18 protein-coding genes are annotated in these 23,621 nt (G+C 45.4%); 7 read left to right on the plus strand and 11 right to left on the minus strand.

Annotated elements, in window-relative coordinates:
- Positions 1-58: 58 nt before the first annotated feature.
- From recN to AC23N5_RS12595, 4 genes are all read left to right on the plus strand, one after another.
- Positions 59-1,735: a DNA repair protein RecN gene (recN, locus tag AC23N5_RS12580; RefSeq protein WP_183975922.1), complete on the plus strand. Its 1,677-nt coding sequence runs from the start codon at positions 59-61 to the stop codon at positions 1,733-1,735.
- A 62-nt stretch (positions 1,736-1,797) separates the two neighbouring features.
- Positions 1,798-2,229 (plus strand): hypothetical protein, encoded by a 432-nt coding sequence (locus AC23N5_RS12585; protein ID WP_487755860.1) that lies wholly within the window; start codon positions 1,798-1,800, stop codon positions 2,227-2,229.
- On the plus strand, positions 2,226-2,870 hold the full coding sequence (locus AC23N5_RS12590; protein WP_487755861.1) for an SCO family protein: 645 nt from the start codon (positions 2,226-2,228) through the stop codon (positions 2,868-2,870). The genes AC23N5_RS12585 and AC23N5_RS12590 overlap by 4 nt, the downstream gene beginning before the upstream one ends.
- The gene (locus AC23N5_RS12595) at positions 2,857-3,291 is read left to right on the plus strand and encodes a c-type cytochrome (protein WP_229601375.1); all 435 of its coding nucleotides are present in this window, start codon (positions 2,857-2,859) and stop codon (positions 3,289-3,291) included. The genes AC23N5_RS12590 and AC23N5_RS12595 overlap by 14 nt, the downstream gene beginning before the upstream one ends.
- 32 nt (positions 3,292-3,323) lie before the next feature.
- Here the strand turns inward: AC23N5_RS12595 and AC23N5_RS12600 are convergent, their stop codons facing one another.
- The 7 genes from AC23N5_RS12600 to AC23N5_RS12630 form a co-directional block, all read right to left on the minus strand.
- Positions 3,324-3,974 carry a MerR family transcriptional regulator gene (locus AC23N5_RS12600; protein ID WP_487755862.1) on the minus strand — a complete coding sequence of 217 codons (651 nt, stop codon included), beginning with the start codon at positions 3,972-3,974 and terminating at the stop codon, positions 3,324-3,326.
- 68 nt (positions 3,975-4,042) lie between these two features.
- Positions 4,043-5,362 carry a Gfo/Idh/MocA family protein gene (locus AC23N5_RS12605; RefSeq protein ID WP_487755863.1) on the minus strand — a complete coding sequence of 440 codons (1,320 nt, stop codon included), beginning with the start codon at positions 5,360-5,362 and terminating at the stop codon, positions 4,043-4,045.
- 37 nt (positions 5,363-5,399) lie between these two features.
- On the minus strand, positions 5,400-7,106 hold the full coding sequence (locus AC23N5_RS12610; protein ID WP_487755864.1) for a hypothetical protein: 1,707 nt from the start codon (positions 7,104-7,106) through the stop codon (positions 5,400-5,402).
- An 88-nt stretch (positions 7,107-7,194) separates the two neighbouring features.
- Positions 7,195-7,752, minus strand: coding sequence for an LPS export ABC transporter periplasmic protein LptC (gene lptC / locus AC23N5_RS12615; RefSeq protein WP_229600075.1), 558 nt, complete (start codon positions 7,750-7,752; stop codon positions 7,195-7,197).
- Between the two features lie 272 nt (positions 7,753-8,024).
- Positions 8,025-9,293 (minus strand): BamG family beta-barrel-assembly machinery protein, encoded by a 1,269-nt coding sequence (bamG, locus tag AC23N5_RS12620; protein WP_487755865.1) that lies wholly within the window; start codon positions 9,291-9,293, stop codon positions 8,025-8,027.
- Positions 9,286-10,044, minus strand: a complete 759-nt coding sequence (locus AC23N5_RS12625; RefSeq protein ID WP_183975908.1) for a type III pantothenate kinase — start codon at positions 10,042-10,044, stop codon at positions 9,286-9,288. The genes bamG and AC23N5_RS12625 overlap by 8 nt, the downstream gene beginning before the upstream one ends.
- 11 nt (positions 10,045-10,055) lie before the next feature.
- Complete coding sequence (locus AC23N5_RS12630; protein ID WP_487755866.1) at positions 10,056-12,416, minus strand: TonB-dependent receptor; 2,361 nt, start codon at positions 12,414-12,416, stop codon at positions 10,056-10,058.
- 432 nt (positions 12,417-12,848) lie between these two features.
- Here AC23N5_RS12630 and AC23N5_RS12635 point away from each other — a divergent pair, with 432 nt between their 5' ends.
- Genes AC23N5_RS12635 through AC23N5_RS12645 form a run of 3 tightly spaced genes read left to right on the plus strand, consistent with a single transcriptional unit; the run spans position 12,849 to position 15,851 of the window.
- Positions 12,849-13,496 carry a hypothetical protein gene (locus AC23N5_RS12635; protein ID WP_487755867.1) on the plus strand — a complete coding sequence of 216 codons (648 nt, stop codon included), beginning with the start codon at positions 12,849-12,851 and terminating at the stop codon, positions 13,494-13,496.
- Positions 13,483-13,857: a MerR family transcriptional regulator gene (locus AC23N5_RS12640; protein ID WP_487755868.1), complete on the plus strand. Its 375-nt coding sequence runs from the start codon at positions 13,483-13,485 to the stop codon at positions 13,855-13,857. Before AC23N5_RS12635 ends, AC23N5_RS12640 begins: the two co-directional genes overlap by 14 nt.
- Before the next feature lie 5 nt (positions 13,858-13,862).
- The gene (locus AC23N5_RS12645) at positions 13,863-15,851 is read left to right on the plus strand and encodes a hypothetical protein (RefSeq protein WP_487755869.1); all 1,989 of its coding nucleotides are present in this window, start codon (positions 13,863-13,865) and stop codon (positions 15,849-15,851) included.
- Position 15,852: 1 nt separating this feature from the next.
- Here AC23N5_RS12645 and AC23N5_RS12650 read toward each other — a convergent pair whose 3' ends face one another.
- From AC23N5_RS12650 to AC23N5_RS12665, 4 genes are all read right to left on the minus strand, one after another.
- Positions 15,853-18,636, minus strand: a complete 2,784-nt coding sequence (locus AC23N5_RS12650) for an alpha-amylase family glycosyl hydrolase (RefSeq protein WP_487755870.1) — start codon at positions 18,634-18,636, stop codon at positions 15,853-15,855.
- A gap of 9 nt (positions 18,637-18,645) precedes the next feature.
- Positions 18,646-20,481 (minus strand): glycoside hydrolase family 13 protein, encoded by a 1,836-nt coding sequence (locus AC23N5_RS12655; RefSeq protein ID WP_487755871.1) that lies wholly within the window; start codon positions 20,479-20,481, stop codon positions 18,646-18,648.
- A 103-nt stretch (positions 20,482-20,584) separates the two neighbouring features.
- Positions 20,585-21,895: a SusE domain-containing protein gene (locus AC23N5_RS12660; RefSeq protein WP_487755872.1), complete on the minus strand. Its 1,311-nt coding sequence runs from the start codon at positions 21,893-21,895 to the stop codon at positions 20,585-20,587.
- Between the two features lie 119 nt (positions 21,896-22,014).
- A complete protein-coding gene (locus tag AC23N5_RS12665; protein ID WP_487755873.1) occupies positions 22,015-23,610 on the minus strand; it encodes a RagB/SusD family nutrient uptake outer membrane protein in 1,596 nt (531 codons plus the stop codon).
- Between the last annotated feature and the right edge of the window lie 11 nt (positions 23,611-23,621).

Consider the following 23,621-nt stretch of genomic DNA (forward strand, 5'->3'; position numbering starts at 1 on the left):
CATTCCTTTTTGTTGAATAGTTGACTAACTTCGCGGCGGTTCAACCGAGATATGCTGTATGCTTGCTCATTTGCTGATTAAAAATTACGCCTTAATTGAACATCTGGAACTGACTCCTGATTCTCAACTCAATATTATTACGGGGGAAACAGGAGCAGGAAAATCAATCATGTTGGGTGCCATTGGTTTATTGCTCGGTAGCCGTGCTGATACCAAAGTGCTGTACAACCCTTCCTTAAAATGTGTCATTGAAGGTACTTTCGACTTAAATGGGTACTTTATTGAGCATCTGTTTGAAGAAGAAGAGCTTGATTTTTCGACCACTTGCCTCGTTCGACGGGAAATAAGCCCGTCGGGAAAGTCGCGGGCATTTATCAACGATACCCCCGTCAACCTAGAGACGCTCCGCCGAATTACGGGGCAATTGATGGACATTCATTCGCAACATGATACTTTACTGTTGGGCTCGAATGAGTTTCAGTTGCAAATCGTTGATACCTACGCCCAAAACGAATCCATCCTTCGTCAGTACCACACGGATTATCAGGCGTACCGTAAAGCAACGCAAGTCCTCGAACGGCTCAAATCGGAAGCAGCACAGCTTCGTAAAGAGTCTGATTACAATCAATTTTTGTTTGATGAGTTGGACAAAGCCCAGCTTCAAGCCGAAGAACAAGAGCAATTGGAGCAAGAATTAACCATTCTTGAAAATGCAGCCGACGTAAAAGAGCGCCTTCAATTGGCCAACGATTACCTCGATAATCCCGAACAATCGGCCCTTTCTCTGCTCAAAAACGCCGTTAGTAGCCTCAATTCCATCAGTAAATTTGCGCCTCAATACGAACAACTTCGCGAACGGACGCAAAGTGCGTACATTGAGCTAAAAGACTTGGCTTCTGAAATTAGTGACGAACAAGATAACGTTGAAATTGACGATGCGCGCGCCGAAGATGTACGTGAACGCCTGAATCTGTTTTATCATCTTCAGCAAAAACACCAAGTAAAAACCTTGGCGGAACTCATCGCGATTCGGGACGAATTGGAGGTAAAAGTAAGCCGCGTTCTCAACCTTGACGAAGACATTGCAAAAGCCCATACGGCTGTGGAGAAGACCAAGGCAAAGCTCCAAAAAAGTGCCGATAAACTTTCTAATTCGCGTAAAGTGGCCATTGCACCCGTTGAAAAAGAAGTAAAAAAATACTTGCTTGATCTCGGTATGCCGAACGCCACGTTGCACATCCAACAGACCCTCATCGAGCCGACTGAAGATGGCATCGACGATGTTGACTTCTTGTTCAGTGCCAACAAAGGTATTAAACCACAACAGCTCAAGAACGTGGCATCGGGAGGGGAATTTTCACGTTTGATGATGGTTATCAAGTATATTTTAGCCACCAAACGCAAACTCCCTACCATTATTTTTGACGAAATTGACACGGGTGTTTCGGGCGAAATTGCCATTAAAATGGGTCAAATGATGAATGATATTGCCCAAAATCACCAAGTGATTGCTATTTCACATTTGCACCAAATCGCTACTTACGGCCATGCCCATTATTTTGTCTATAAAGATAATTCAGCCGAAAAAACCGTCAGCCGAATCAAAAAATTAACCTTTGAAGAACGCGTTCAAGAAATTGCTCAGATGATTGGGGGACTAAAACCAAGCGAAGCCATCGTTCAAAATGCGCGCGAAATGCTCCAAACGCAAGTAACTCAACGCCAAAAAGGCTAGATTGATTTTATTCTAACCGACTTTGAGATTCATACAATTTTATTCATTAAACCAACTGAAAAATGAAAATAAAACTTATTGCAGTGTGTTGCGTAGCTCTTATGACTTCTTGTGGGCAAGATAAGGCCGCCGTTGAAAACGCTGAAAAAGAAGTATTTGCGATTCATGACGAAATCATGCCCCAAATGTCGCAACTCATGGAATACAAAAATGGCCTGTCAATCGAGATTACCAAATTGGATAGCCTCCTGAAAATCAAGTCAAACGATAGCCTTCAAAAACGTAAAGACGAAGCCTTGGCCATCAGCACTACGCTCCAAGAAGCCGATAAAGGGATGATGGATTGGATGCACGATTACCGTGGCGATTCGCTCAAAGCCTTAGGCAGCGAAGAAGCCATCAAAGCCATGAGTGCCGAAAAAACAAAAATCAACACTGTCCGCGACAAAATGCGCGAAGGAATGGACAAAGCCAAGACCTTCTTAGGAAAATGAACAAATTAATCATAGTACTAGCCTTGTTCTCGCTTTGGAGTTGTGGGGGGTCGTCCGAACGTTTACCAATTTTGGGGGAACGCGACACAGTGAAAAAAATGGTGGATGGGAAAGAAGTCGTTGATACGGTTTACCATACCATCCCCGATTTTAAATTTGTCAACCAAGAAGGCGATACCGTTAGCGCTCAAAATTTCAACGACAAAATTTACGTAGCAGATTTCTTTTTTACCACCTGCCCCACCATTTGCCCAGTCATGAAAAAGCAAATGAAGAAGGTGTATGAAAAATTTAAAGGAGAAAATGAAGTAGCCATTTTGTCGCACACCATTGACCCTGACCACGATACACCCGCAGTTTTGAAAGAATATGCCAAGGATTTGGGCGTATCTGGCACCCAATGGATGTTTGTGACGGGGCCACGGGAAAAAATTTACGAAATCGGGGAAAAACAGTACTTGGTCGTGGCAGGAGCCGATTCGACTGCGCCAGGTGGGTATATTCACAGTGGCGCGTTTGTGTTGGTTGACAAACAAAAACGCGTGAGAGGCATGTACAACGGTACCGACGAAGCGGGCACGCAACGCTTAATTGCTGACATTGACCGCCTTCGTAAAGAGTACAAAGATGAAAAACAATAGCATTGATATGAAATTGAGTCTTCTATTGGCTAGTTTTCTTGTGGTTTTGATACTCGCGTGCCAAGGCGGAAGCGCCATAAAGCACGAGCAATACGTAGCCGAAGGATTTACGTTGTTTCAAACGCATTGTGCCAATTGCCACCAACGCGACGGGAAAGGATTGGAAAACCTCTACCCTGCCCTCGCTACCAACTACCTCAAAGACAAGAATCAGGTAATTTGCTGGATTAAAAATGGGGTTCATCAACCCATGACCGTCAACGGTAAAAGCTATAATCGAGCTATGCCTGCAAACCCTGATTTAAAAGAGTTAGAAATTGCCGAAATTATGACCTATGTTTATGCTACTTGGGGAAAAGAAACGGAAATTACGACCGTAGAAACCGTCCAAGCGGCTTTAGAAAAATGTCCTCCAAAATAAGAAAAACGGCGGGGTTTCCGCCGTTTTTTGTTTTATACCAGTTTCGTTTCTGCAAAATAGGCCATCGCTTTTTGCATGAATAGCGCAAAAATAGGATTGGGTTGACCATCTATTTGAGTGAAACGCTCATCGTTGACGTACAAATCTCCTAATCCTTTATACGCCTCTGCTTGTGGGTCAGTCGAACCTGATGTTCCCCAGAACTTACGAATTATTTCATAGTGTCGGGCAATTTGGCGCTGAACGACTTCACTCGTCGGGTCGTTGCCCGTCATGGAAGCTAGTCCACTGCCAATTTCTAAACTTTCCCTTTTTAGCGCCTCAAAATCCGTTTTGGTCAACGACCGCAACGATTTTTCGGCTATTTCTACGGCTTCAGTGCCATACATACCGATGGCTTCCTTTCGATAGGCGTCGGCAGTTTCTTGCGACAATCCTTCGTACAATTCTTCGTGCTTCAACATAATACCTTCTTTTAGATTAAACATTGTTTTGTCAATCGTCAAAAGCAATGTCTCAATTCGGCTTTGTTTGGCTTCAAGGGCTTTTTTGTGGTTTCCCAACGCAGTAAGTAAATCGAAACCAGGTGCATCAAGAATCCGCCCAATTTCATCGTACAGATGGAGCGTGCGCACGCTCACACCTGCCAATTTTGCCAATTTTTTAACCGAATAACGTATCATACTGCCTTCATTTTGACTGACTGTACAAATGTAGGCTATCACGTAAGGTAAGAGTCAAGTAAAATTTTCTATATTTTTATTCCCCACTCAGCTCGCATCGAACGCCCCAAAAGTTCGTTGGCTTCTTTGTCGTTTTTAAACTGCTCTTTTTTAGGATTCCATTGCAAAGGGCGCTTCAATTCGTAAGCGATGTTACCCAAGTTACAAACCGAAGAAGTGCGATGACCAATTTCAACGTCACATATCGGCTTGCTACGTTTGCGCATGGCATCCAAGAAATCTTTGTAGTGGTTTTCGCTCTTGTAAACGTGTTTTTCGGTGTCGCCAATTACTTTGTCTTTGAGCGATGCAGGGGTTGTTTCTAGTTTTTTACGCTGAACCTTTATTTCGCCTTCCGTTCCCACAAAATGAATCGCATTGCTCCAATCCCATTTTTCGTGGGTCATCGTAATTCCATTTGCGTAGCGGTAGGTCAAAAACGGGTGGTCTTTTCCATCGGGAGCAATTATTTCTACGGGGCCGCTGTTGTCCATGTCCAACGCCCACTGCACAATATCAAACATGTGAGCGCCCCAGTCGGTCACCATGCCTCCGCCAAACTCCTTGTAGTTTCTCCAGTTGGGGAAAACATCCTTAGAAATGGGAGGGGCCAATTCTGAATTAAACGCCACGGGGCTGTTTGGCCCTAGCCACTTGTCCCAATCCAAGCCTTCAGGAATGGTTTCAGCCAACAAATCATACGATTTCGGTGGTGGCCCTACGTTTACTTTGATACTTTTAATTTCACCAATGTACCCATTACGCACCAATTCGGCGGTTTGACGAAACTCAGGCCATGAGCGTTGCATACTTCCCGTCTGGAACACTCGGTTGTATTTGCGGGCGGCATTCACCATCGCACGTCCTTCCCGTATGGTCAAGGCGAGGGGTTTTTCACAATAAATATCTTTTCCTGCTTCCGCCGCTTTCACCGACATAGCTGCGTGCCAGTGGTCGGGCGTCGCAATCACCACGGCGTCGATGTCTTTACGAGCCAACAACTCCCGAAAATCTACATAAACAGGAATCTCTGAATAAGCGCCCAATTGGGTGTTTTTTTCATAATGCGCCTTAATTCGATCAAGGGTTAGCTGGGCTTTTGCTTTATACACTTCGCTCAAAGCCACAATCCGTGCTTCGTTGGTATTCAAAAACGACGTCGTAAGCCCACGTCCTTGTTTGCCTGTTCCAATAAAACCCAACGAAATGACATCACTCGGCGCAATGTATTTGGTGCCATCGGGGCGAGTTCCTCCCAAAACAAAACGTGGCACTATCGTAAAACCCGCCAAAACGGAAGCAGCCTTGCCCACAAACTCCCTCCTCGAAACGGTTGATTCTTTTTTCATTCGGTGTAAGCGTTTAGTATGATAGAAATTACTTCAATTATCCTAACCTAAGGGTATGCGTAAATGGGGTGAAACCTGTCAAATAAACCGTTGGGGCTTCCACTGGTGGCAGTGCCCCGCGAAGTACAACGCCTTTGTGTTCCGCTCGCCCTTTTCCAAAACGGATGACGTCGCCGTTCAACGTGTAAGTTCCTTGCTCTCCTTCCAACAAATACGCATTTGCACGTTTAGCATACGGTACACCCCCCGACAATTCCCCTCCTGCCCTGAAAATCAATTCCAACGACACAGGTACACCCTCCGTTCCCGTCAGTTCCACCCGAACCTCCAGGCCACCCGCTACTTCTTTAATACGTACTGTCGATGTCAGCTTTTGTACCTCGCTTTGGGGTCTATCAGCGCGTGGCATTTTGTCCCAATCTCCGTCGGGGGCAATTTTATCTGCCGCAATTGGCTGGTAATAAGGCCCATCCAACGTTTGAGTCATCACCCAAGTATCTCCTTCTTGTTCAATTTTTTCGGTTTGGAATTGGCCTTTTCCAAAAAAAGAAGCCGCTACTCGCATCGCCTGAAGCACCGAATTTCCTTTGTGGAAGGTCAACCAAGCGGCATTTTTTGCCAAAATGGTTGCATCCCAATTCTCCCGACGAATCCGCACTACGCCCGAATACGGAAAGGCTTTGGCATAACTCGTAGGCAGGGGTTTACTAACGGGAAGTTCGTCCCAAAGGCTTGGGTCTTCAAGAAAATAGTCTAAATAACCCGCCAACTGGGCTTTTGTGCTGGTTTGTTCAATCTGACGACACATGGCTGCCATCAGCCCATCTTTGTCGTGCAAAGCCATATAACGGTAACAATAATAGTAACGCGACATATTCCCAATCGTCCCTTTGTCTTGCCGATTTGAGGCTTCTGTTACTACTTCACCGTTTGGATGAACAAAGTAGGTCGTCATCACTAAATTGCGGCGAACAGGCTCCAACAACTCGGGTTTACGCAGCCCTTTCGCCATAATAATCAACGACCGATTGACAATGGGCGAATACGTATTTGTGCTCTTTTCGTTGTACTGTCCATCGGGGTCGATGTCGATGTGTTCGGCCAACCATTGGTCAATCCGTTTTACATAACGAACATCTGGAAAAAGTTCGTTGAGTTTGGTCAATGCCGCCGAAACCACCCAGCGGTGATTGGGCGTATGGATACCTCCAACAATCAACGCTTCTCCCGCATTTTTCAAGAATGTTGTGACCAGCTCAATGGATTTTTCACGGCCTTTGAGCGACATTTTTTTCAAATAGCGGTACGTAGGTACCATGTTTTCCAATACGAAGGCGGTGTCGGGCGTCGAGTGAAAATTCGTAGAAAGTAAATCAATCGTACCATCCGAATGCTGCATTTTCAACATACACTGTGCGGCGGCTTCTATCTCTTTTAAAAGCGCTGGCGATTGATAATGCTTGGATTCTGGACAAGACATCAGCATAGATGCCGTTATGAGAAAACCGCATGTGGTGTGCGGATTAGGAATGTCGGTATCGTCTTTGTAGCCTCCCGCATACACATGGTTGGCGTCAGTGACTTTTAAAGCACGGTAGTTCGCAATTGACTCATCGTAAATTTTAATCCATTCAACGAGCCAAGCGGGTTTATCGGCCGTTTGAGTCATAGTAGAACCAAAAGTAACCAAAGGCAAAGCTGCCAAAGCTGTTGCCCCATTTTGAATAAAAATTCGTCTTTTCATTTGAGAAACGGAGGGATGGAATTACATAGAAAAAGCGAGGAAAGTCTAATTTTTCCTCGCTTGTCTTCAATATTCTTTCTCAAATGGATTAATTCGGCGTCATTCCCGCTGGAGCGTTGAAAAAGCCCGTGGGTCGCCGAATACTGTATTGGGTAAAATCTTGGTTTGCATCTAACCCAATTCCTTTTAATTGCTCCCCTGACAGTTGGTTTTCGACCGTGACAGGTTTTTCGGTATATATCTTTTTGGTATTCGGATTCCACGTAAGCTCATCGGTTAGCAATCGCTCTTGCTTCACGGTATTGACCACTTTTACGTTTCCAATGACGCGATACATACCCGTTCGGGAATCGTACCTACCCGAGTCTGACACAAGGGTTGTAAGCACCTGGCCGTTTGGCCCGAAAAAGTCCACAAAAATTTGTTTTGGAAAAATTTTATCGTCTAACCCTGACTTGATTTGTTTGGCGGTTTTTACCCGCACTTTCAGCAAACCTTCTTCGCTGTAAAGTACTTCTATCTTTTCTGCTTCTTCGAGGGGACCTTTGTAGGGAATAAACTTGGTTGCTTTTTTTTCTTCTTGGCAAGCCATCCCAAAAGTGAGAAGTAATATAAAACAAATAGGAGATAAAAGTTTATCTCCCATTTGCATCTTTGCAGATGTTGTATTAACCCACCTTAACATCTTGGCGGTAAAATTAGCCTTTTTTGAAAGACTTTCCAAAAGCAATTGTTTTTTTATCAGATTTTTTTTCATTTTTTTTAGCACAGATTTGTATGCAAGCATACGAATATACTGATAATAAAGCGTTTATGCCTGAAAAAATATTTTCATTTTACCCCTCATTTTTAATTTTTTTTCAAAACTCGAAACGATAGGCGAAAAAAAATGCTCTTCGGAAAGAGCATTGAATGTTGTTAATCGACTTTGAATTTTTGGAACCAAGTATCTTTCAGTGAGAATCCAATCACAAAGCGGGCGTATCGTTCTCGGAAAGCTTGGGAAGAAATACTACCCCGCTGCCCTCCCACAACCGAAAGGTTAATCAAGTTCACAAAATTACGTCCTACTGGCAGAGACACCCCCAGAGAAACACTCATGTCGTCGATAGGTTTGGTGCCAATAACCACAGGAGTTTGATTAAAGGTAAAACCAGCACGGTAAAACACCAAATCCATGTATTTCGTTGAATTGAATTTAGGCATGTACTCTATTCCAAAATGATAACTTTGACCATTTCTCATGTTTTCATTGGTACCTCCTACTCCTACAAAATTGGCCCAGTTTTGACGCTCATAGTCGGCCGAAACCGTCAAGCGGTATAAATACTCGTAGCTGATACCCACCCGCCAAGCAGAAGGCATGGTTACTTTTAGATCCGTCTGAGCGATTGTATCGGGGTTTGTCACAGGCGAGTTGCTGCTACTTTGCACCTCAATTGTGGTATTACGAATGGCTGATGCAGTTGAGCCTAGTTTGTAGGTTGCGCCAAAGTTGAGATAGTGGTCTTTTTTCAATTTTTGTTTCCAAGCCAAACCACCTTTAAAATTCAAATCTTTCATATTAATACGGTCGTCGCGGCTAACGATGTAGTCGCGGCTATCGCCAATACGCACTTGCGAAGTAACGCTCTTGTTGTAGTTTCCAAACAAGTAAAAAGCATCTACCCCCAAACTCAGGTTTTTTGTAATCTGAACCCCATTAGAGAAGTTGATTTGGTTGAGCCCACCTTTTCCTGAATAAACATACTGGGCTTCATAAATAGAAGTACCAATACGCGCATACGAGTTTTGTTGGTAGTTGATAAAACTATACGGCTTGAGACTTATCCCAACCGACCATTTTGGTGCCACAGGAAATGACAAGGCCAAGTAGCTGATGTTTCCGCCAAAATCGCGTTGCGCTTCTCTAGCATCACGGAGTCCTTTATACTGCCCTACCACCCCAACGTCAAACATGGTAAAGCGGTTTGTTACCAAAAGAGCAGGATTGAGCGAATTGATATACAACGGGTTTGCAGTAGCCACGCCAGCGTCCCCCATTCCATTGTTAGGAGCATAGCCAGGGCTCATTAACTCGCCTGCTCCGATGGCAGAATAAGGAGCATTACCTAACCCTTGCGCTTTTACATTTGATTGAATAAATAAAACCCCTACGACCCAACTCCACTGGAAAAGCTTACGCATTTTGTAAATTGATATTATATTGTAAAATTCGATTTAAACCCGTTAAAACTACATTTGGTGCCGCAAAGATGCGATTTTTGAGGCTATTTTCAAACAAAGGTGCGTCACCTCCGCACAAAAGCACCTGACATTCACCTCGTTCGGAACGATAGCGTTCGATAAACCCTTGCATTTCGGCCAAAAGGCCATTAAATGCGCCGCTTTCCATGGCTGTGCGGGTGCTTTTTCCCACTAAACTTGGTACCTGAAAGTCGGTTGAGTTGATTTCTATCAAAGGCAACCTTTTAGTAAACGCGTTCATGGCCTGAAATCGCATACGAAAGCCTGGAGAAATTATTCCTCCTTCAAAAACGCCCGTTGCACTTACCCAATCATAGGTAACACACGTACCCATGTCAATGACCAAACAATGGTCGTTGGGAAAAAGCACTTTGGCTCCCACTGCCGCCGCCACGCGGTCGGCTCCAAGGGTGTTAGGGGTGTCGTAATTCTTTTCGATAGGCAACGCCAACGTGGGGGTCAACTGAAACGAAGTTACGCCAAATTCACGCAGTAAGTCGGTGTATTTTGTGGTATCTTGGCTTGTTGATGAAAATATTGCATACGCTGGCGGATTGGCACGAAGGTGCGTCTCCAGCGTATCTATGGGGATTTTTGACACCGTTTCCGTCAACTTCTCGCCCTCAAACCACCCAATTTTGGCGAAGGTATTCCCGACATCGACGGCTGCATTGCGTTTGGTCTTACCCATGATGCTGTTTTCTAAAACTCTACACGGTAGTTGATCACAGGCACCATTCCCAACTGGAATTGCTGGACAATCTGACGCTGGTAAGTATCGTAGTAGCTGAACGCTTCGTTTTCGGTATTGGTCAAATTCTGAATATCGATCGACCAAGTACGGGTGTAATTAGGCTTGTTGCGTTTCCAGAAAATACGAACATCGGGACGGAAATAATCTTTTACTTTAATGGTATAAAGTTCCGATGGTTTGTAAATGGTTCGTCCTGCTAATTTAGAGGCATCTGCGTCAATCGGTGTATCGCGGTAACCTCCTAGCCATAACACTCGGACGTTCACGCCAAAGGTACGATTGACCCGTTTGTGAAACTCTTTCCCTGCGGCCAAGCTAAACGTATGGTTACCATTAAAACGCGTATTTCGTTCGATTCCATCTTGACCTTTGTAGGTAGAATTATACAGAGAAGCCGTTAGTAAGGCATAGAAATCTTTGCTCAAAAACTGCTGATAGGTCGCTTCCACCCCGTAATTGCGTCCAGTTCCTTTGTTTTCTAAACCCACATTGGTAAATCCTTCTATGAGATTCAGCGCCGAAAACGAGTTAGTGCCTGCGATTTGGCTGTTGGCTTGGGCAATGGGTACATTAAACAACGACTGATAATAGGCTTCCACTTTCAAAGACGATTGTTTTGGTAACGCCGTCAATTGTTGTTCCCAACCTAACACGTAATGATGTGCTTTAGTAAAGCCCAATTTTTTGTTGGGAAACAAATTCAATTGCGCATCCGAGTTAAAAAGTGACAAATACGTCTGTGGCAGTTGGAGTTGGCTATGCAAACCATACGATGCCGTGAAGGCCGTCCGTCCCGTAGCGCTGTAACGGAAAGAAATGCGGGGTTCGAGCGATTGCGTTTGGTTGTAGGTGTAATTCAAATAATGCAGCCCCGCTTGGAAAGTAAGTCGCGATGCCAATGTCCCCGACAGCGCAACGTACGGTTCAAGAATCAACCCTTCTAATTTCCCTTTGGATACCCCACCGTTGCTGATTTGTACTGAATCTTGTTGGTACGTAATAATCACACCTTCTTTCCACTGAACTTTAGGCGTGATTTTGTGCGTCAGTGAAGTTGAGAGCGAATAGCGGGTTTTCCGAAACGCATCTACTTGGGTCAAGTTACGGGCAAAATTAGCTTTGTTCAATTGGTATCCTTCGCGGCGGGTCTCCAGCCCCGACACGGCCAAGGTGGTTTTCCAAAGGGTATTTCGAGACAAATTCAGGGAATGCGTAACGCCCATTGCCCCCATTCGGTTTTTAAATTCGATGTCGTACCCGTCTTTCTGGAATTTCCACAAGGTTGTATCGCGTTCGGCTTGGAAAACATTGCTGCTCGCTCCTGCCATTCCGAAGACGGTAAAGTGTCCCGCTTTTTTAGTAGGAAACGATAGATTGAAGGCTATATCTTGAAAACTAATGTCTTCTCCTCCAAATTTAACCCCCATCATCGCCAACAAACCCGTGAACGAATAGCGGTAATTGACCAAATAAGAAGATTTGTTTTGGCGCGAAAGTGGCCCCTCAGCGGCAAAATCAACGCCAATCAAGCCCACTTGACCCGTAAATTCGTGTTTTTGGTCATTTCCTTTTCGCAAATGTACATCCATCACCCCGCCCAGTACATTGCCATAGTCGGCAGGAAAGGCACCCGTCATAAAATCGGCACGCTCCATAAGTTGCGCACTCAAAATATTGGTTCCACCGCCCGTTTGCGTGGGTCGGTCGCTGAATGTACCCGCGTTGCTGAGGTGATTAGGATTGACAATTTCGACCCCTTCCAAACGCCATTGCGTCCCCGTCGGTGAGTTTCCTCGAATGACTAATCCGTTGGCTTGGTCATTGGCCGCCGATACCCCTGGGAAAGACGTAGCCAAACGGGCTGGGTCAAAAAATGTACCTGCAAAGCGCAGAGTTTGTTCAATGGTAATCGTTTGGAGGCTGGTTTGGGATGACGGCCTAGCCGAACGCACGACCGTTTCTGAAAGCTGTTGGGTCGTTTCTTTCAACGAAATTGCTACCACTTTTTCTTTTCCAGCTTCTACCAGAATTTCGGGTAAAACCATCGTTTCGTAACCCACCCGACTTATTTGTAGCGAATAACGACCAATAGGTACTGAAATCAGTCGAAATTGCCCCAATGTATCTGATAATGTACCTTTTTCAGTTCCAATGAGCTTGATGCTTACCCCACTCAGTCGCTGGTTGTTATCGGCATCTACTACTTGACCTCGGAGGGTTTGGGTGAGGGAATTTTGGGCAAACCCGTTGATAATCAAACCCAAAGAAAAAGTACAAAGAAAAATAATGGATTTTAAGGTGGACTTCATTGTCGATTTTTTTGCAAAAGTACGGCATCCCTCTTGATTAATGCCATTTTTTTTCAATCGCTCACTACAAAAAATGTGCAGTCGTTGTACTTTCGATGTAAAAACCGCGTTTGGATAGTTTTAAGTAATAAAGTAAAAAACTCTAGAGTAGTTCAAAATAGCCTCGGTAGAGGCGTAACATTTGTAGTAGCAGGAGGAGATTTTTTTAATTTTTGCTTCGGAGAAGCATAACAAAGCAACAAGTTATGCTTCCGCTCGGGCGGCCCCATCCGAAGCAAAAGGGTTTTATGGATGGCTCTCCTTACTACTACAAAGGTTGCGCTTCTCCGAAGCGATATAAACTACTAATACACTAAAATTTATGCGCAACTACTTAACAAAACCGTAAACTTGTTCCGTGAGGAAATGGTTATCGTTTAAACTATTCTATCTATGAGTATTAAAACCACCGAAGCTAAGTTGTATTATGCCCTCTACGATTTTTTTGAATCAGCAGAATTTCATTTGTTGATGGACAAAAAACAGTTTCGGAAAAATACACCTTCGGGGTTTGTCAACGTCATTTTTTCGGTGTCGGAATACCAAAAAGACGCCGACGCTTGGGTAGAAGTACACGTCGGATGCCGTAATGACCAGATTGAGCAGATTGCCCAGCAATTTTTGAATGCAAACCTCATTGATTTTCGGGCAGATGTCAATACCCTCATTATTTCGACGGGTAACTATAACAACGTAAAATACTTTCGGTATAAAATCCAGAACGACGAAGACCTCAACGACGCCTGTGATTCCATCATGGAGTTTATGAACCTTTCAGGATTTAGCTTTTTAAACTCCGTCACTAAACTTTGCGACATCGACCAAATCTTAAACGGTCAGGCGCACAAGCCTTCAAAATACCTTTACAATCAAGTCCATCGTTGTTACAAGGGACTGATTGCGGCCAAACTCAACGACAATCCGCGATACACTGAGTTAGCAACTACCTACCGAAATTACCTCCTAAAGTTTGCCAGCGAAACCGAGCTTAGTAATTTTGAGCGATTGGTCACTTATTTGCAATATTATGGCAATAACTAAGTCGAAAAAGCTTCCAAACAAGGGCGAAAGACCCGTTTATCCCGAGCCCAAATTAATTTCTGACATCAACGAGGTAGCCAAGCGTTATGGGTTTGAAAATACGTCTAAATTACGTTATTGGGAAACTCAATTTCCCATGTTACGCCCCGAAAAACGCGGAGGTGATCGTATTTATAACCGTGGTGACATCGAACTTTTGGACGAAATCGTGTATTTAGTCGAGTACAAAGGACATCAATTGGCCGCTGCTCGTCAGTTGATAGAATCGGGTAGAAGTCAACGGAATAAAATAAATCGGGCCATCGAACAGTTAGAAACAGTAAAGTTATATTTAGAAAACTTGAAAGAGGTATTAACGTGAAACGTATGGTTAAAATAGGGATTACGCTCGCAGCAATTGTAAGCTTAGTGGTTTATTACCAACGAAATAACCTGTTTAGTTCTCCCGAACCTGTCATTACGTCCCCTGCTCCGCTCCTGCCCGAATTGCCGCGTTCGCAAGCTAGCATCGTTTATTTTGAGCACGAACCCGACCCAAAAAACTACGAAGACCAACAACTTCAACTGCGGGTAGTTCGGCGAAATGACCATCGGCTCTACCTCGTCGATGATGCCAAGCCCGAAAAAGGAAGGATTACCTATTATGCCCTCAACGGCAGCGTCAATGCCACCGACGCCCGACGCCTCAGCGACTTGCCGATTCAGCCTTCTCGTTGGATTCATTTGGTAAAATACACCGCCGAAATCAACAACATCAATTCAGAAGCGTGGCTCACGTCAGAAACGAATACCGTGGCGGGACAGACCAAATATTCGTCCGTATCGGAGGTGATATTTTGGGTACGCGATTCCTTACAAAAATCAACTAGCGAACTTGCTTATACCCAACCACTTTGGCCTAACAACGGCTCCGTGGGAGACAGTAAAATTTTCAAGCGAACTCCCGCCTTTTCCCTTCCTTCTCAAAAAAAATACGGTTCGGAATCCAAACCGCTCGATGAACCCGTCGCCAATTTGCGAAAAGTGGGCTGGAACGTCAGCGATGATCGTTTTAAACTTTTGTACGCGGGCGAAGTACTCGAACTGATGAACCACAGCCGTGCCCAAAACCGACGAGGCATTACCCGATTTGATGCCCGTCAGCTCGACCAAGCTGCCGATTGGTTGGCCAAACGACTGCCTTCGTCCACCTTTGCTGTTGATTTTGAGCCTGCCAACCCCGCCGCTGACGGTTGGCAATGGGACATGAGCGACCCTGCTTTTCGGAAAACCATGTACGATTTGTCGGATAGAATCTACAAAAAACACGGAAAGCTCTTTTTTTCGTGGATTGGCGACCCGTTGACTTTCACGTTTCAAGGTAAAAATTTCAAACTTGACGGCTACGCCAACGACAATTGGAGTGCGGATAAGAAAAAAATTGATGATTACTTAGCACTTCACGAACACCCCAAAGACATTCAGCAAGTACAGCTACCTTCGCCCGTGGTGCTTATGACGGGTTTTGGATATACCAGCAGCACTGTCAATACCAGTGATGCCACCGACCAACCCGCCCACGTTTGGAAAGCGCCCATCAACTGGTACTTGCGTACCCTCGATATACTGAATATCAAGTCGCTCACGGCTTCTCCATCGGTGAAATTTATCAACTTTTTTTGGCCGTACGAAGACAAACCTTCCGATGCGCGCCGAAGCCACACCCGACGTTTTAAGGTGGGGCACGGCTCAAAAGGTTACATTCGGCAACTAGACAATCGGGTGATGTATCCCATGAATTTGGTGCGCGATGCGGTTTTTGTTCACTTGTGCAATCCCCGCGTTTTTTATACCAACTACTGGATTTTTGGCCAATCGTACGACCCGTACCAAGCCCTTCGTTACGCCAAAATCAACGGTAATTTGTCTTGTGTTTCGCAAAATACAGGCGGCTATTTTGTGTATGACTATCAAGGTCCCGACCAGCCCACTTGCCCCACAGTTGCCGAAGACTATATGGGAAAAGATGCCCTCGGCGTAGCGGCGATGGTGCAAGCGCACGAGCTATTTGCAAAACATCAACTCATTTTGGATGGCAGTCAAGTACGCGAAAGTTATGCTTTTGACTACCAACGTTCTACTCAAAAAACCCAAAAAGCGACTTGGCAAAACGATACGGGGGAATTTGCTCGGGCATTTAAGTTTAATCAACCGTGGTTGCAGGTGTGGCGTAATCCCAAAACGGGCAAACGGTTGCTATTGTTCCAAGACACATTTGCAGAAGCCTTTGAACCAGTGCAGTTTACGGTGACTATCAACGGCAAAAAAATACAGCGCACCACCGACGGCAATGCGCTGTACATCGAAGCCCTTTAAATTATTGTTTTATCCAGCGTTGGGTTTGGGAGGCTGTTCCTTCCCCTATTTTCAAGAAATAAGTACCCACTGGCACTTCTTTCACCGAAATGCGCTGCTGCATTTGGTTGGTCGTTTTTTGGGGTAAAAAATAGCGCAGCGCCCGTCCTGTCATATCCATAATTTCTATTCTTACCTCCCCGCGGTAGGCACTCTCCCACGCCACGTTTAGCCAATCTTGGGTAGGATTAGGCGACAATTGCAGGGCTGTCTCTTTGGACGAAGGTTCTACCGAGGTAATCGTTTGAATTTTCCACGAAACGGTATTTTGCGAGGTAACCGCTACCTTTTCGGAGGTCAGTATGTGAAACTGCCCCGCCCGAAACGCGTATTGCGGCAAGGAAGACGTCACCGTGATTTCATCGCCCGAGAAGAAATCGAACCAACGGCCTACGGGCAAAACAACAACTTGGTCGGTAAGGCCAAAGTTGGCCATAACCTGCACTTTCATAGTCGGCGTATTCAGAATCAATTGTTTAACCGTTTCGGTCGTTTGGAGGCTAAAATCTGTCGTTTTCGTGACTGCTTGAGTTGTTTTGAAACGAATAAGCTCCGAAAACACATTGTAGAGTTGAAGTCGTTTGTTATCCCGCAAGTACTCCCAACGAATGGGTTTAGCCCCCGTCCGACCGTTTTGGTCAATCGACACGTCGTAGCCCAATTCTCCAAATTGCCAAACCAGTTTTGGCCCTGGCGTTAGGAAAAACAACGCGGCGGCGGCCTTTACGCGTTCAATGGCCGTGGCCACACTTTTCACCTCAGCACTGCCGTTGGTGATGGCGTCGTAAATAATTCGCTCTTCGTCGTGGCTTTCCATATAACCAATGGCCGCTGGTTTTTGAAAACCTGCGTGGTTTTTCCACGATAATCGGTTAAAATTTCCTTTCCCCGTTTTTACGGCCTCTCGTACGGCACCGTTTTGGTTGTCCCACACCATCATTCCGTAATTGGTCAACTCAGCCTCTTCGTTATCATCGGCAAAGTGTTCCAAAATTACGTAGGCCGTCGGGTCAGTTTTGCGAATTTGGTCATAAATTCGCTTCCAAATCGCGATTCGACTGGCATCGTAACGACCCCAAAAAGCCACGTCATTTCCCGAATTCACCTGCGTAAATCCTTTGGACAAGTCAAAGCGATAGCCATCAAAACGGTATTCTTTCAACCAAAATTCATTGACCCGCTCCACGTACGACTTGGTGGCGGCGGATTCGTGGTTAAAATCAAAAAACACGCTAAACGGGTGCGTAGCTTGAATGTTGAACATGGGATTATCGGCCGACGGGCGGTTGCCATCCCAGTACATTTTTACGTACGGAAACTCATAATCGGCTTGATTGAGCACCATATCCAAAATCACCGCAATGCCGTTGGCGTGGCACTTATCAATGAATGCCTTCAAATCATCGGGCGTGCCGTATGCCTTGTCAGGGGCCGCGTGGAAGATGGGATTGTACCCCCACGAATCATTGCCCGAAAACTCCATCACGGGCATCAATTCAATGGCGTTGACACCCAATTTTTTGAGGTAATTAAGCGAATCACCGACGGTTTTATACCAACGACTATCGACAAAATCGCGTACGAGTAGCTCATAAATCACCAAATCTTCGTTGGCGGGACGTTTGAAATTGGTGGTTTTCCAAACGTAAGGTACTTGGGCCGTTTGGAGTACCGAAGCGCTATTCCCCAACGCCTTCGCGGGGAACGCCATCAGGTTAGGATAGTTCGTTGCGGGAATAAATTTATCGTTGGCAGCATCCAAGATTTTCTCACTGTACGGGTCACTGATGGGCGTTACGCCATCGACCAAGTACTGAAACGCGTATTCTTTTTGAGGTGTTAAGTCTTTGATTTCTAACCAATACGCCTGACCATCAGGGGCTCGATTCATCAAATAGTCGGTGCGCGTTTCCCAATTATTAAAATCGCCCGTGACGTAGATAAACTTCTTGTTTGGAGCAAATAGCACCAATGTCGCCGTCGTAGCCGAAGTGTAATTAATGCCATTTTTCAGTCCAGCAGGAAGAGCCGCTACTTTAGGGGTAGGACTCACCGTAAACGAAAATTCATCCGTGACTTCTTGGTTATTAGCACTTGCCGTAACTTTCACCGTTCGCCGCTGATTGGGCGTATTCCCCACCGAAATTGAGGTAGAAATGGCCGTATCTTTAACTGACGCAACAGTCACTCCATCAAGCGTCAGCGTGAGCTGAGAACTCGTGGAAGCGCTTGCCCGAACGCGCAACGAAGCATTGGCATCGACAAAAAGTGTTTTTTCGGTCGGAGTCGAAAATCTTACAAACAACTGATTAGAAGCGTAAAAATTAAACAAAAAGTCTTCGGTTTGGCCTGAGCCGTTGGCGTTTTTCACCAATACGCCCATCCACCGAAGCGTTTTTCCCGCAGGCACGCTCAGGTATTTTGAAGGCGTAATTTTAATCGTCCAAACGTTGTCACTTACCCGCGTCAACAGTCCAGGTGCGTAGGCTTGTGAAAAACTGGATTGACCAGCGGGGCCAAATTCGGACGTTCGGTTCGATACATCCGAGCCCCCCCAAGCCCAAATATACAACCCCGAGGCTTGATTCATCAAGGCAGCTTTACGGCTATCTTTCGCTTGCGTCAAATCAAACGTCAACGTTACTTCACCATCAGCGGTGGGAAATTCTGGTTTCAAGACCAACGCTTGTCCCCAACTCCACTGGCTCAGCAACAATCCTAGAAAAATAGAAATGAGTTTTTTCATACCATTGATTTATTTTACCTCCAAAACAAGTACCGACGACGCATTGACAGTCAAGCCATTGGCCAACGAATTCGTTTCTCCCGTCAACACATTTTTTGCCGTCGAAGCCCCTTTTAGTAGTTCTGAATATTTGCCCAAATCCAACTTCAAGGGTTCTTTATTTTTGTTCATCACCACCATCACTTTTTGGGCATCGTTGTACCTAAAATACACATACAGGCCATCGCGGGCGGTAAAGTGTTTCAATTTCCCCGTTTGAACGGCCGCGTTGGTTTTACGCCATTGCAGCATTTTTGTCATAAACTGTTTTGCCTCCAACTGCTGAGGCGTCAAGCCTTTTTCCGTAAACGCACTCACGGTATGGTCAGCCCATCCCCCTGGCATTTCTCCCCGAATTTCGTCGTGCGAATCACTTTTCGGATTGGTCATCAGCACTTCTGTTCCGTAATAAATTTGTGGTGTGCCCCTCGTCGTCAGCAAAAACGAAATTCCCATTTTCCAAAGGTCGAAATTTTCGTGGATTTGGGTGTAAAAACGGCTCATGTCGTGGTTGTCGGGCATAATAACCAAATCATTGGGCGAGGCATATAAAAAATCCTGCGACAGCGTTTGGTATATTTTCACCAAACCACGGTTGTAAATTCGGTCATCTTCATTCAAGGCTTCTGTCAAGGCATTTTGCAGCGGAAAATCAAACATACTTGACATTTCCGACACGTATCCATTGGTGTTTTTATTCCCTTTTTGCCAAAATGCGACAATCGAAGGATTGACCGACCACTCTTCCCCGACCATGCTAAAACGGGGATACTCACGCATGATGCGCTGCGACCAGCGACTCATAAAGTCTTTATCAGAATAAGGATACGTATCGACCCGAATTCCGTGCAAATCAGCGTATTCAATCCACCAAATCGTATTTTGAATCAAATAATTGGCCATCAACGGATTACGCTGGTTCAAATCGGGCATACTTGGCACAAACCAACCGCTGGCGTGTAGTTCTTTGTCGTATTCGCTCGCATGAGGGTCTTGAATACTTTCGCGAGCGTGGTGGGTTATTTTAGGGTTTCCTTGAAAATTCACCCAGTCGTCGGTGGGTAAATCTTTCATCCACCAATGTTCTGAACCACAGTGATTAGGCACCAAATCAATCACCAATTTTATGCCTCTTTTTTGGGCTTCTTTCGACAACTTTCGGTACTCTTCATTGCTCCCAAAACGTGCGTCCACTTTATACAAATCGGTCATGGCATAGCCGTGGTACGAGCCCATATTTTGATTATTTTCTTGGAGTGGGCAAATCCAAAGCGCCGAAAAACCTAACTTTTGAATGTAATCCAACTGTTCGATAATTCCCTGAATGTCACCTCCGTGCCGTTTGTCTTTGCCCGCCCTGTCAACTTCATCCGTCATCCCTTCCACGTTATCGTTGGCGGGATTCGCATTGGCAAAACGGTCTGGAGTTACCAAATACATGGCGTCGGCCGAGGTAAACCCTTGGCGATTAGCTGAATTAGGTTCCCGATTTTTTAATTCGTACGAATAACTTGCCACCGTTTTTCCGTCTTTTTTAAACGTGATTGGGAAACTTCCAGCTTTGGTAGTAGCTGCAATGGTTAAATCCAAAAAAAGATAATTGGGGCTTTTTACGCGCGTCACTTTGGTCAATTTTACCCCCGCGTAGGTCACTTGAGGCTCGGTAGTACCAATATTATTTTGGTGGATGAGCAACTGCAAACGCGGTTCTTTCATTCCCACCCACCAAAAGGCAGGTTCGACGCGCTGGGCATAAAGCGGCAGTACTGCTGCGATAAAGAACAAAAACAAGCTATATTTTTTCATGATGGTTGTACAGGAGTTAAGTAGTAGAAAAAAGCACCGACAAAAATTCATCGGTGCTTTGCAGTTCAACCTATTAGTTTTCAGTTTGTTACTTATGCAATTGTTATTTCTTCGTCAATTTATACGTTGGTTTTGCCGCCACCGTAAAGTCGAGGACAATGTCGTACGTTCCTGCTTTTACGACGATGTTGGCACCACCTGCCTCCATTACACCATCGGCCTTGTCGTCACCGTAGTTAACAGCCCAATCATCATTTTGGCGGAATTTGATTTCTCCGTCCACCAATTTAATGCCGTTCAATGTCCAAATTCCCTCATTACCAAAATCAGGCGTAAATTTCGTATCAGGGCCATTCCAGCCATTTGGTGCGCCACTTCCCACAACCCCCCATACTTTGAAAGGAACAATGGTGTATTTAAGTGACTTAAAATCAACCGTAATCAAATACAAACCTGCTTTTACCACGATGTTGTCACCGCCTGCGTCAAGCGTGCCGTCGGCCCCTTTGTCACCGTAGTTGACCGCCCAATCTTCGTTCTGACGAATTTTGATTTCACCGTCTTTCAACGTCACAATGGCACGCCATTGATCGGTGGCAGGGTCATAGAACAACGGTGCATCAGGTGCATTCCAGCCACTTGGAGCAGCACTTCCCACTACTCCCCAAGAGAATTTATCAATGGTATATTTCAAAGCGCCTGCATCAAACGTAATCTTATAATTCCCTTGTTTGACTACAATGTTGGCACCACCTGCTTCAAGGGTACCGTCAGCGCCATTATCGCCCATGTTTACATCCCATTTGTTGTCTTGACGGAACTTGATTTCTCCGTCCACCAACGCTACGTACGCTACATACACATTGGCTTTATCCGATTTGTAGAACGGCATATCTGGGCCATTCCAGCCGTTTACAGTCGCACTTCCCACGATTCCCCAATTGGTAGAAAGGTCAAGTTTGTCCAAATATGGTGTTGCTTTTACGGACATCACCGTTGATGCTAACGTGGTACTTCCACCCAAAAACGACTGAACTTTGATGTCGATGTCGCCAGCGGTAGCTGCTTTCAAGCCGAGTTTCAACAAAATCGGGTTCAATTCAGAGGCTTTAAACGTCTTTTTCAATTCCGTTCCCGTCACAATCGACGCTGCATTGGAGAAATCACCTCCTTTTTTGTCAATCAAAACGGTGTAGTTGGCAGGTGCCTCAAAACCATAATCAGGTTTTGCCCACGATACCGTCAAGGCATCTTTGTCCGCATTTTCTTTTGTCAGTACGACTGTTTGCGAAGAAAGGGTCACCACAGGCACTGCCCCCGAATTGAGGACGGCCTTTATTTCGTCTTTTTCGCATGAGGCCAACATAGTCGTCGCAACGACCGCGAATACGTATTTATGAAACCACTTTTTCATTTGTCTTTTCAATTTTTTATTGACTATTGTCTATGAATGTCTCGCGCTTTTTCTGGTTGTGAGCAACCAGAAACACTTCATCACGTCCTCTGGTTGTGAGCAACCAGAGGCACAGCGGACTAATACCCTGTGTTTTGAACCAAGTTTGGATTCGCCGTTAGGTCAGTAGATGGAAGTGGGAATATTTTCAAGTAATCTTGAACCCCCGCACCGTCTTTAACGCCACCTTTCCACGCCCACAAATAAGACGCACCCGTAAATTTACCATAGCGAATCAAGTCCGTACGGCGACTTCCCTCCCACGATAATTCACGGGCACGTTCGGCCAACACAAAATCAGGCGTTAACTCAGATGAAGTGATGTTTCCAGCGGCACTTCCATAGGCACGCGCGCGGATTTTATTGACATAGTCCAACGCCAATGCTTTGTCACCAGCGCCACGAGCGGCAGCTTCGGCATAAATCAAGTAGGCATCTGCCAAACGGAACATTGGGAAATCGGTATCAGGGTGCGTTAGGTTGCTTCCTACTTTACCCGCCGAGGTTACGTTTTTAAACTTAGGCATGGCATATCCGTCCGTAAATGTGCTCAATTCGTTGATTTCAAGTTTTTGTCCATCGGTATAAAACATCGCGCGTTTGTCCGTTTTTCCCGTTGGATCAGCAAAAAGCTTCACAAAAGACGGCGTCACACGGACACCGCCCCAACCACCGTCGATTCCATAGGCAGAAGCAGGCATCGAACCACCTACGGGTGCATGGCATAGGAACGTCATTCCACCCCAAGTTTGGCTACGCGTTCCGTCGGCGGCGAGTGCCCAAATCACCTCCGTTGAGGTGTTATTGTCGGCTTTGAACAAATCTTCGTATTTGGTTTGCAAAGAATACCCTGCATCAATCACTTTTTTGGCGTAGGTAGCCGCGTCTGCGTAGCGGTTTCCTTGGCCTTGGGCTTCGGCATTGAGGTACAATTTCGCCAATAACATCCACGCAGCCGCTTTATCGGCGCGAGCATATTCGTTTTTACGAGCGTCAACTAGCTCGCCATCAATTGCTTTCAATTCTGATTCGATGTATTCAAACAAGCTTTTTGCATTTGTTTGTTTTGGTGGAGCAGAACCCACAGCGTCATTTTCTGTTACAAAAGGCACATTGCCACCGAACAAATCCAATGCGTGCCAGTAGCTCAATGCCCGCAAAAAACGCGCTTCCGCACGAAGGGCTTTTGTTTCGGTCAAAATAGTCCCCGAAACACCTCTTTCGGTCAGTTTAGCATCGCTGGTTTCGCGAATAAATTCATTGCAAGAAGCAATTTGGTAAAAGACACGGTTGTAAAAACCACGAATGAATGCGTTATTCGACGACCACTTCATGTAATTGATTTCGGGCAAACCTGCGTCACTCCACGCAATCACGGCCTCATCGGTTGGGAGTACTTGCAAATACCAATAATTACGCAAATAGCTCGAAAACCCTTCATCCATTCCTTTGATGTCCTTCGTACGGTCGTCGCCCGCAGGGCCTTGCTGCCCAGTCAGCATCATACCAGCGTACAGTTTGGCGGCTACTTGTTTGTAGGCCGCAGGGTCGTTATAGACCGTTGCTGAAGTAACTTCATTGAACGGCTTACGGTCTAGGTCTTTGATACAAGAGGACATTGTCAACGCGAGTGCAATCCCTCCAAGTACTGTATTTTTAGAAATGAAATGTTTCATCTTTTTTCAAG

The organism is Runella sp. R5_40 (assembly GCF_057652295.1).

Coding starts and splice junctions, on each gene's coding strand:
- recN (WP_183975922.1), top strand. CDS start 59: ATGCTTGCTCATTTGCTGATTAAAAATTACGCCTTAATTGAACATCTG.
- AC23N5_RS12585 (WP_487755860.1), top strand. CDS start 1,798: ATGAAAATAAAACTTATTGCAGTGTGTTGCGTAGCTCTTATGACTTCT.
- AC23N5_RS12590 (WP_487755861.1), top strand. CDS start 2,226: ATGAACAAATTAATCATAGTACTAGCCTTGTTCTCGCTTTGGAGTTGT.
- AC23N5_RS12595 (WP_229601375.1), top strand. CDS start 2,857: ATGAAAAACAATAGCATTGATATGAAATTGAGTCTTCTATTGGCTAGT.
- AC23N5_RS12600 (WP_487755862.1), bottom strand. CDS start 3,974: ATGATACGTTATTCGGTTAAAAAATTGGCAAAATTGGCAGGTGTGAGC.
- AC23N5_RS12605 (WP_487755863.1), bottom strand. CDS start 5,362: ATGAAAAAAGAATCAACCGTTTCGAGGAGGGAGTTTGTGGGCAAGGCT.
- AC23N5_RS12610 (WP_487755864.1), bottom strand. CDS start 7,106: ATGAAAAGACGAATTTTTATTCAAAATGGGGCAACAGCTTTGGCAGCT.
- lptC (WP_229600075.1), bottom strand. CDS start 7,752: ATGGGAGATAAACTTTTATCTCCTATTTGTTTTATATTACTTCTCACT.
- bamG (WP_487755865.1), bottom strand. CDS start 9,293: ATGCGTAAGCTTTTCCAGTGGAGTTGGGTCGTAGGGGTTTTATTTATT.
- AC23N5_RS12625 (WP_183975908.1), bottom strand. CDS start 10,044: ATGGGTAAGACCAAACGCAATGCAGCCGTCGATGTCGGGAATACCTTC.
- AC23N5_RS12630 (WP_487755866.1), bottom strand. CDS start 12,416: ATGAAGTCCACCTTAAAATCCATTATTTTTCTTTGTACTTTTTCTTTG.
- AC23N5_RS12635 (WP_487755867.1), top strand. CDS start 12,849: ATGAGTATTAAAACCACCGAAGCTAAGTTGTATTATGCCCTCTACGAT.
- AC23N5_RS12640 (WP_487755868.1), top strand. CDS start 13,483: ATGGCAATAACTAAGTCGAAAAAGCTTCCAAACAAGGGCGAAAGACCC.
- AC23N5_RS12645 (WP_487755869.1), top strand. CDS start 13,863: ATGGTTAAAATAGGGATTACGCTCGCAGCAATTGTAAGCTTAGTGGTT.
- AC23N5_RS12650 (WP_487755870.1), bottom strand. CDS start 18,636: ATGAAAAAACTCATTTCTATTTTTCTAGGATTGTTGCTGAGCCAGTGG.
- AC23N5_RS12655 (WP_487755871.1), bottom strand. CDS start 20,481: ATGAAAAAATATAGCTTGTTTTTGTTCTTTATCGCAGCAGTACTGCCG.
- AC23N5_RS12660 (WP_487755872.1), bottom strand. CDS start 21,895: ATGAAAAAGTGGTTTCATAAATACGTATTCGCGGTCGTTGCGACGACT.
- AC23N5_RS12665 (WP_487755873.1), bottom strand. CDS start 23,610: ATGAAACATTTCATTTCTAAAAATACAGTACTTGGAGGGATTGCACTC.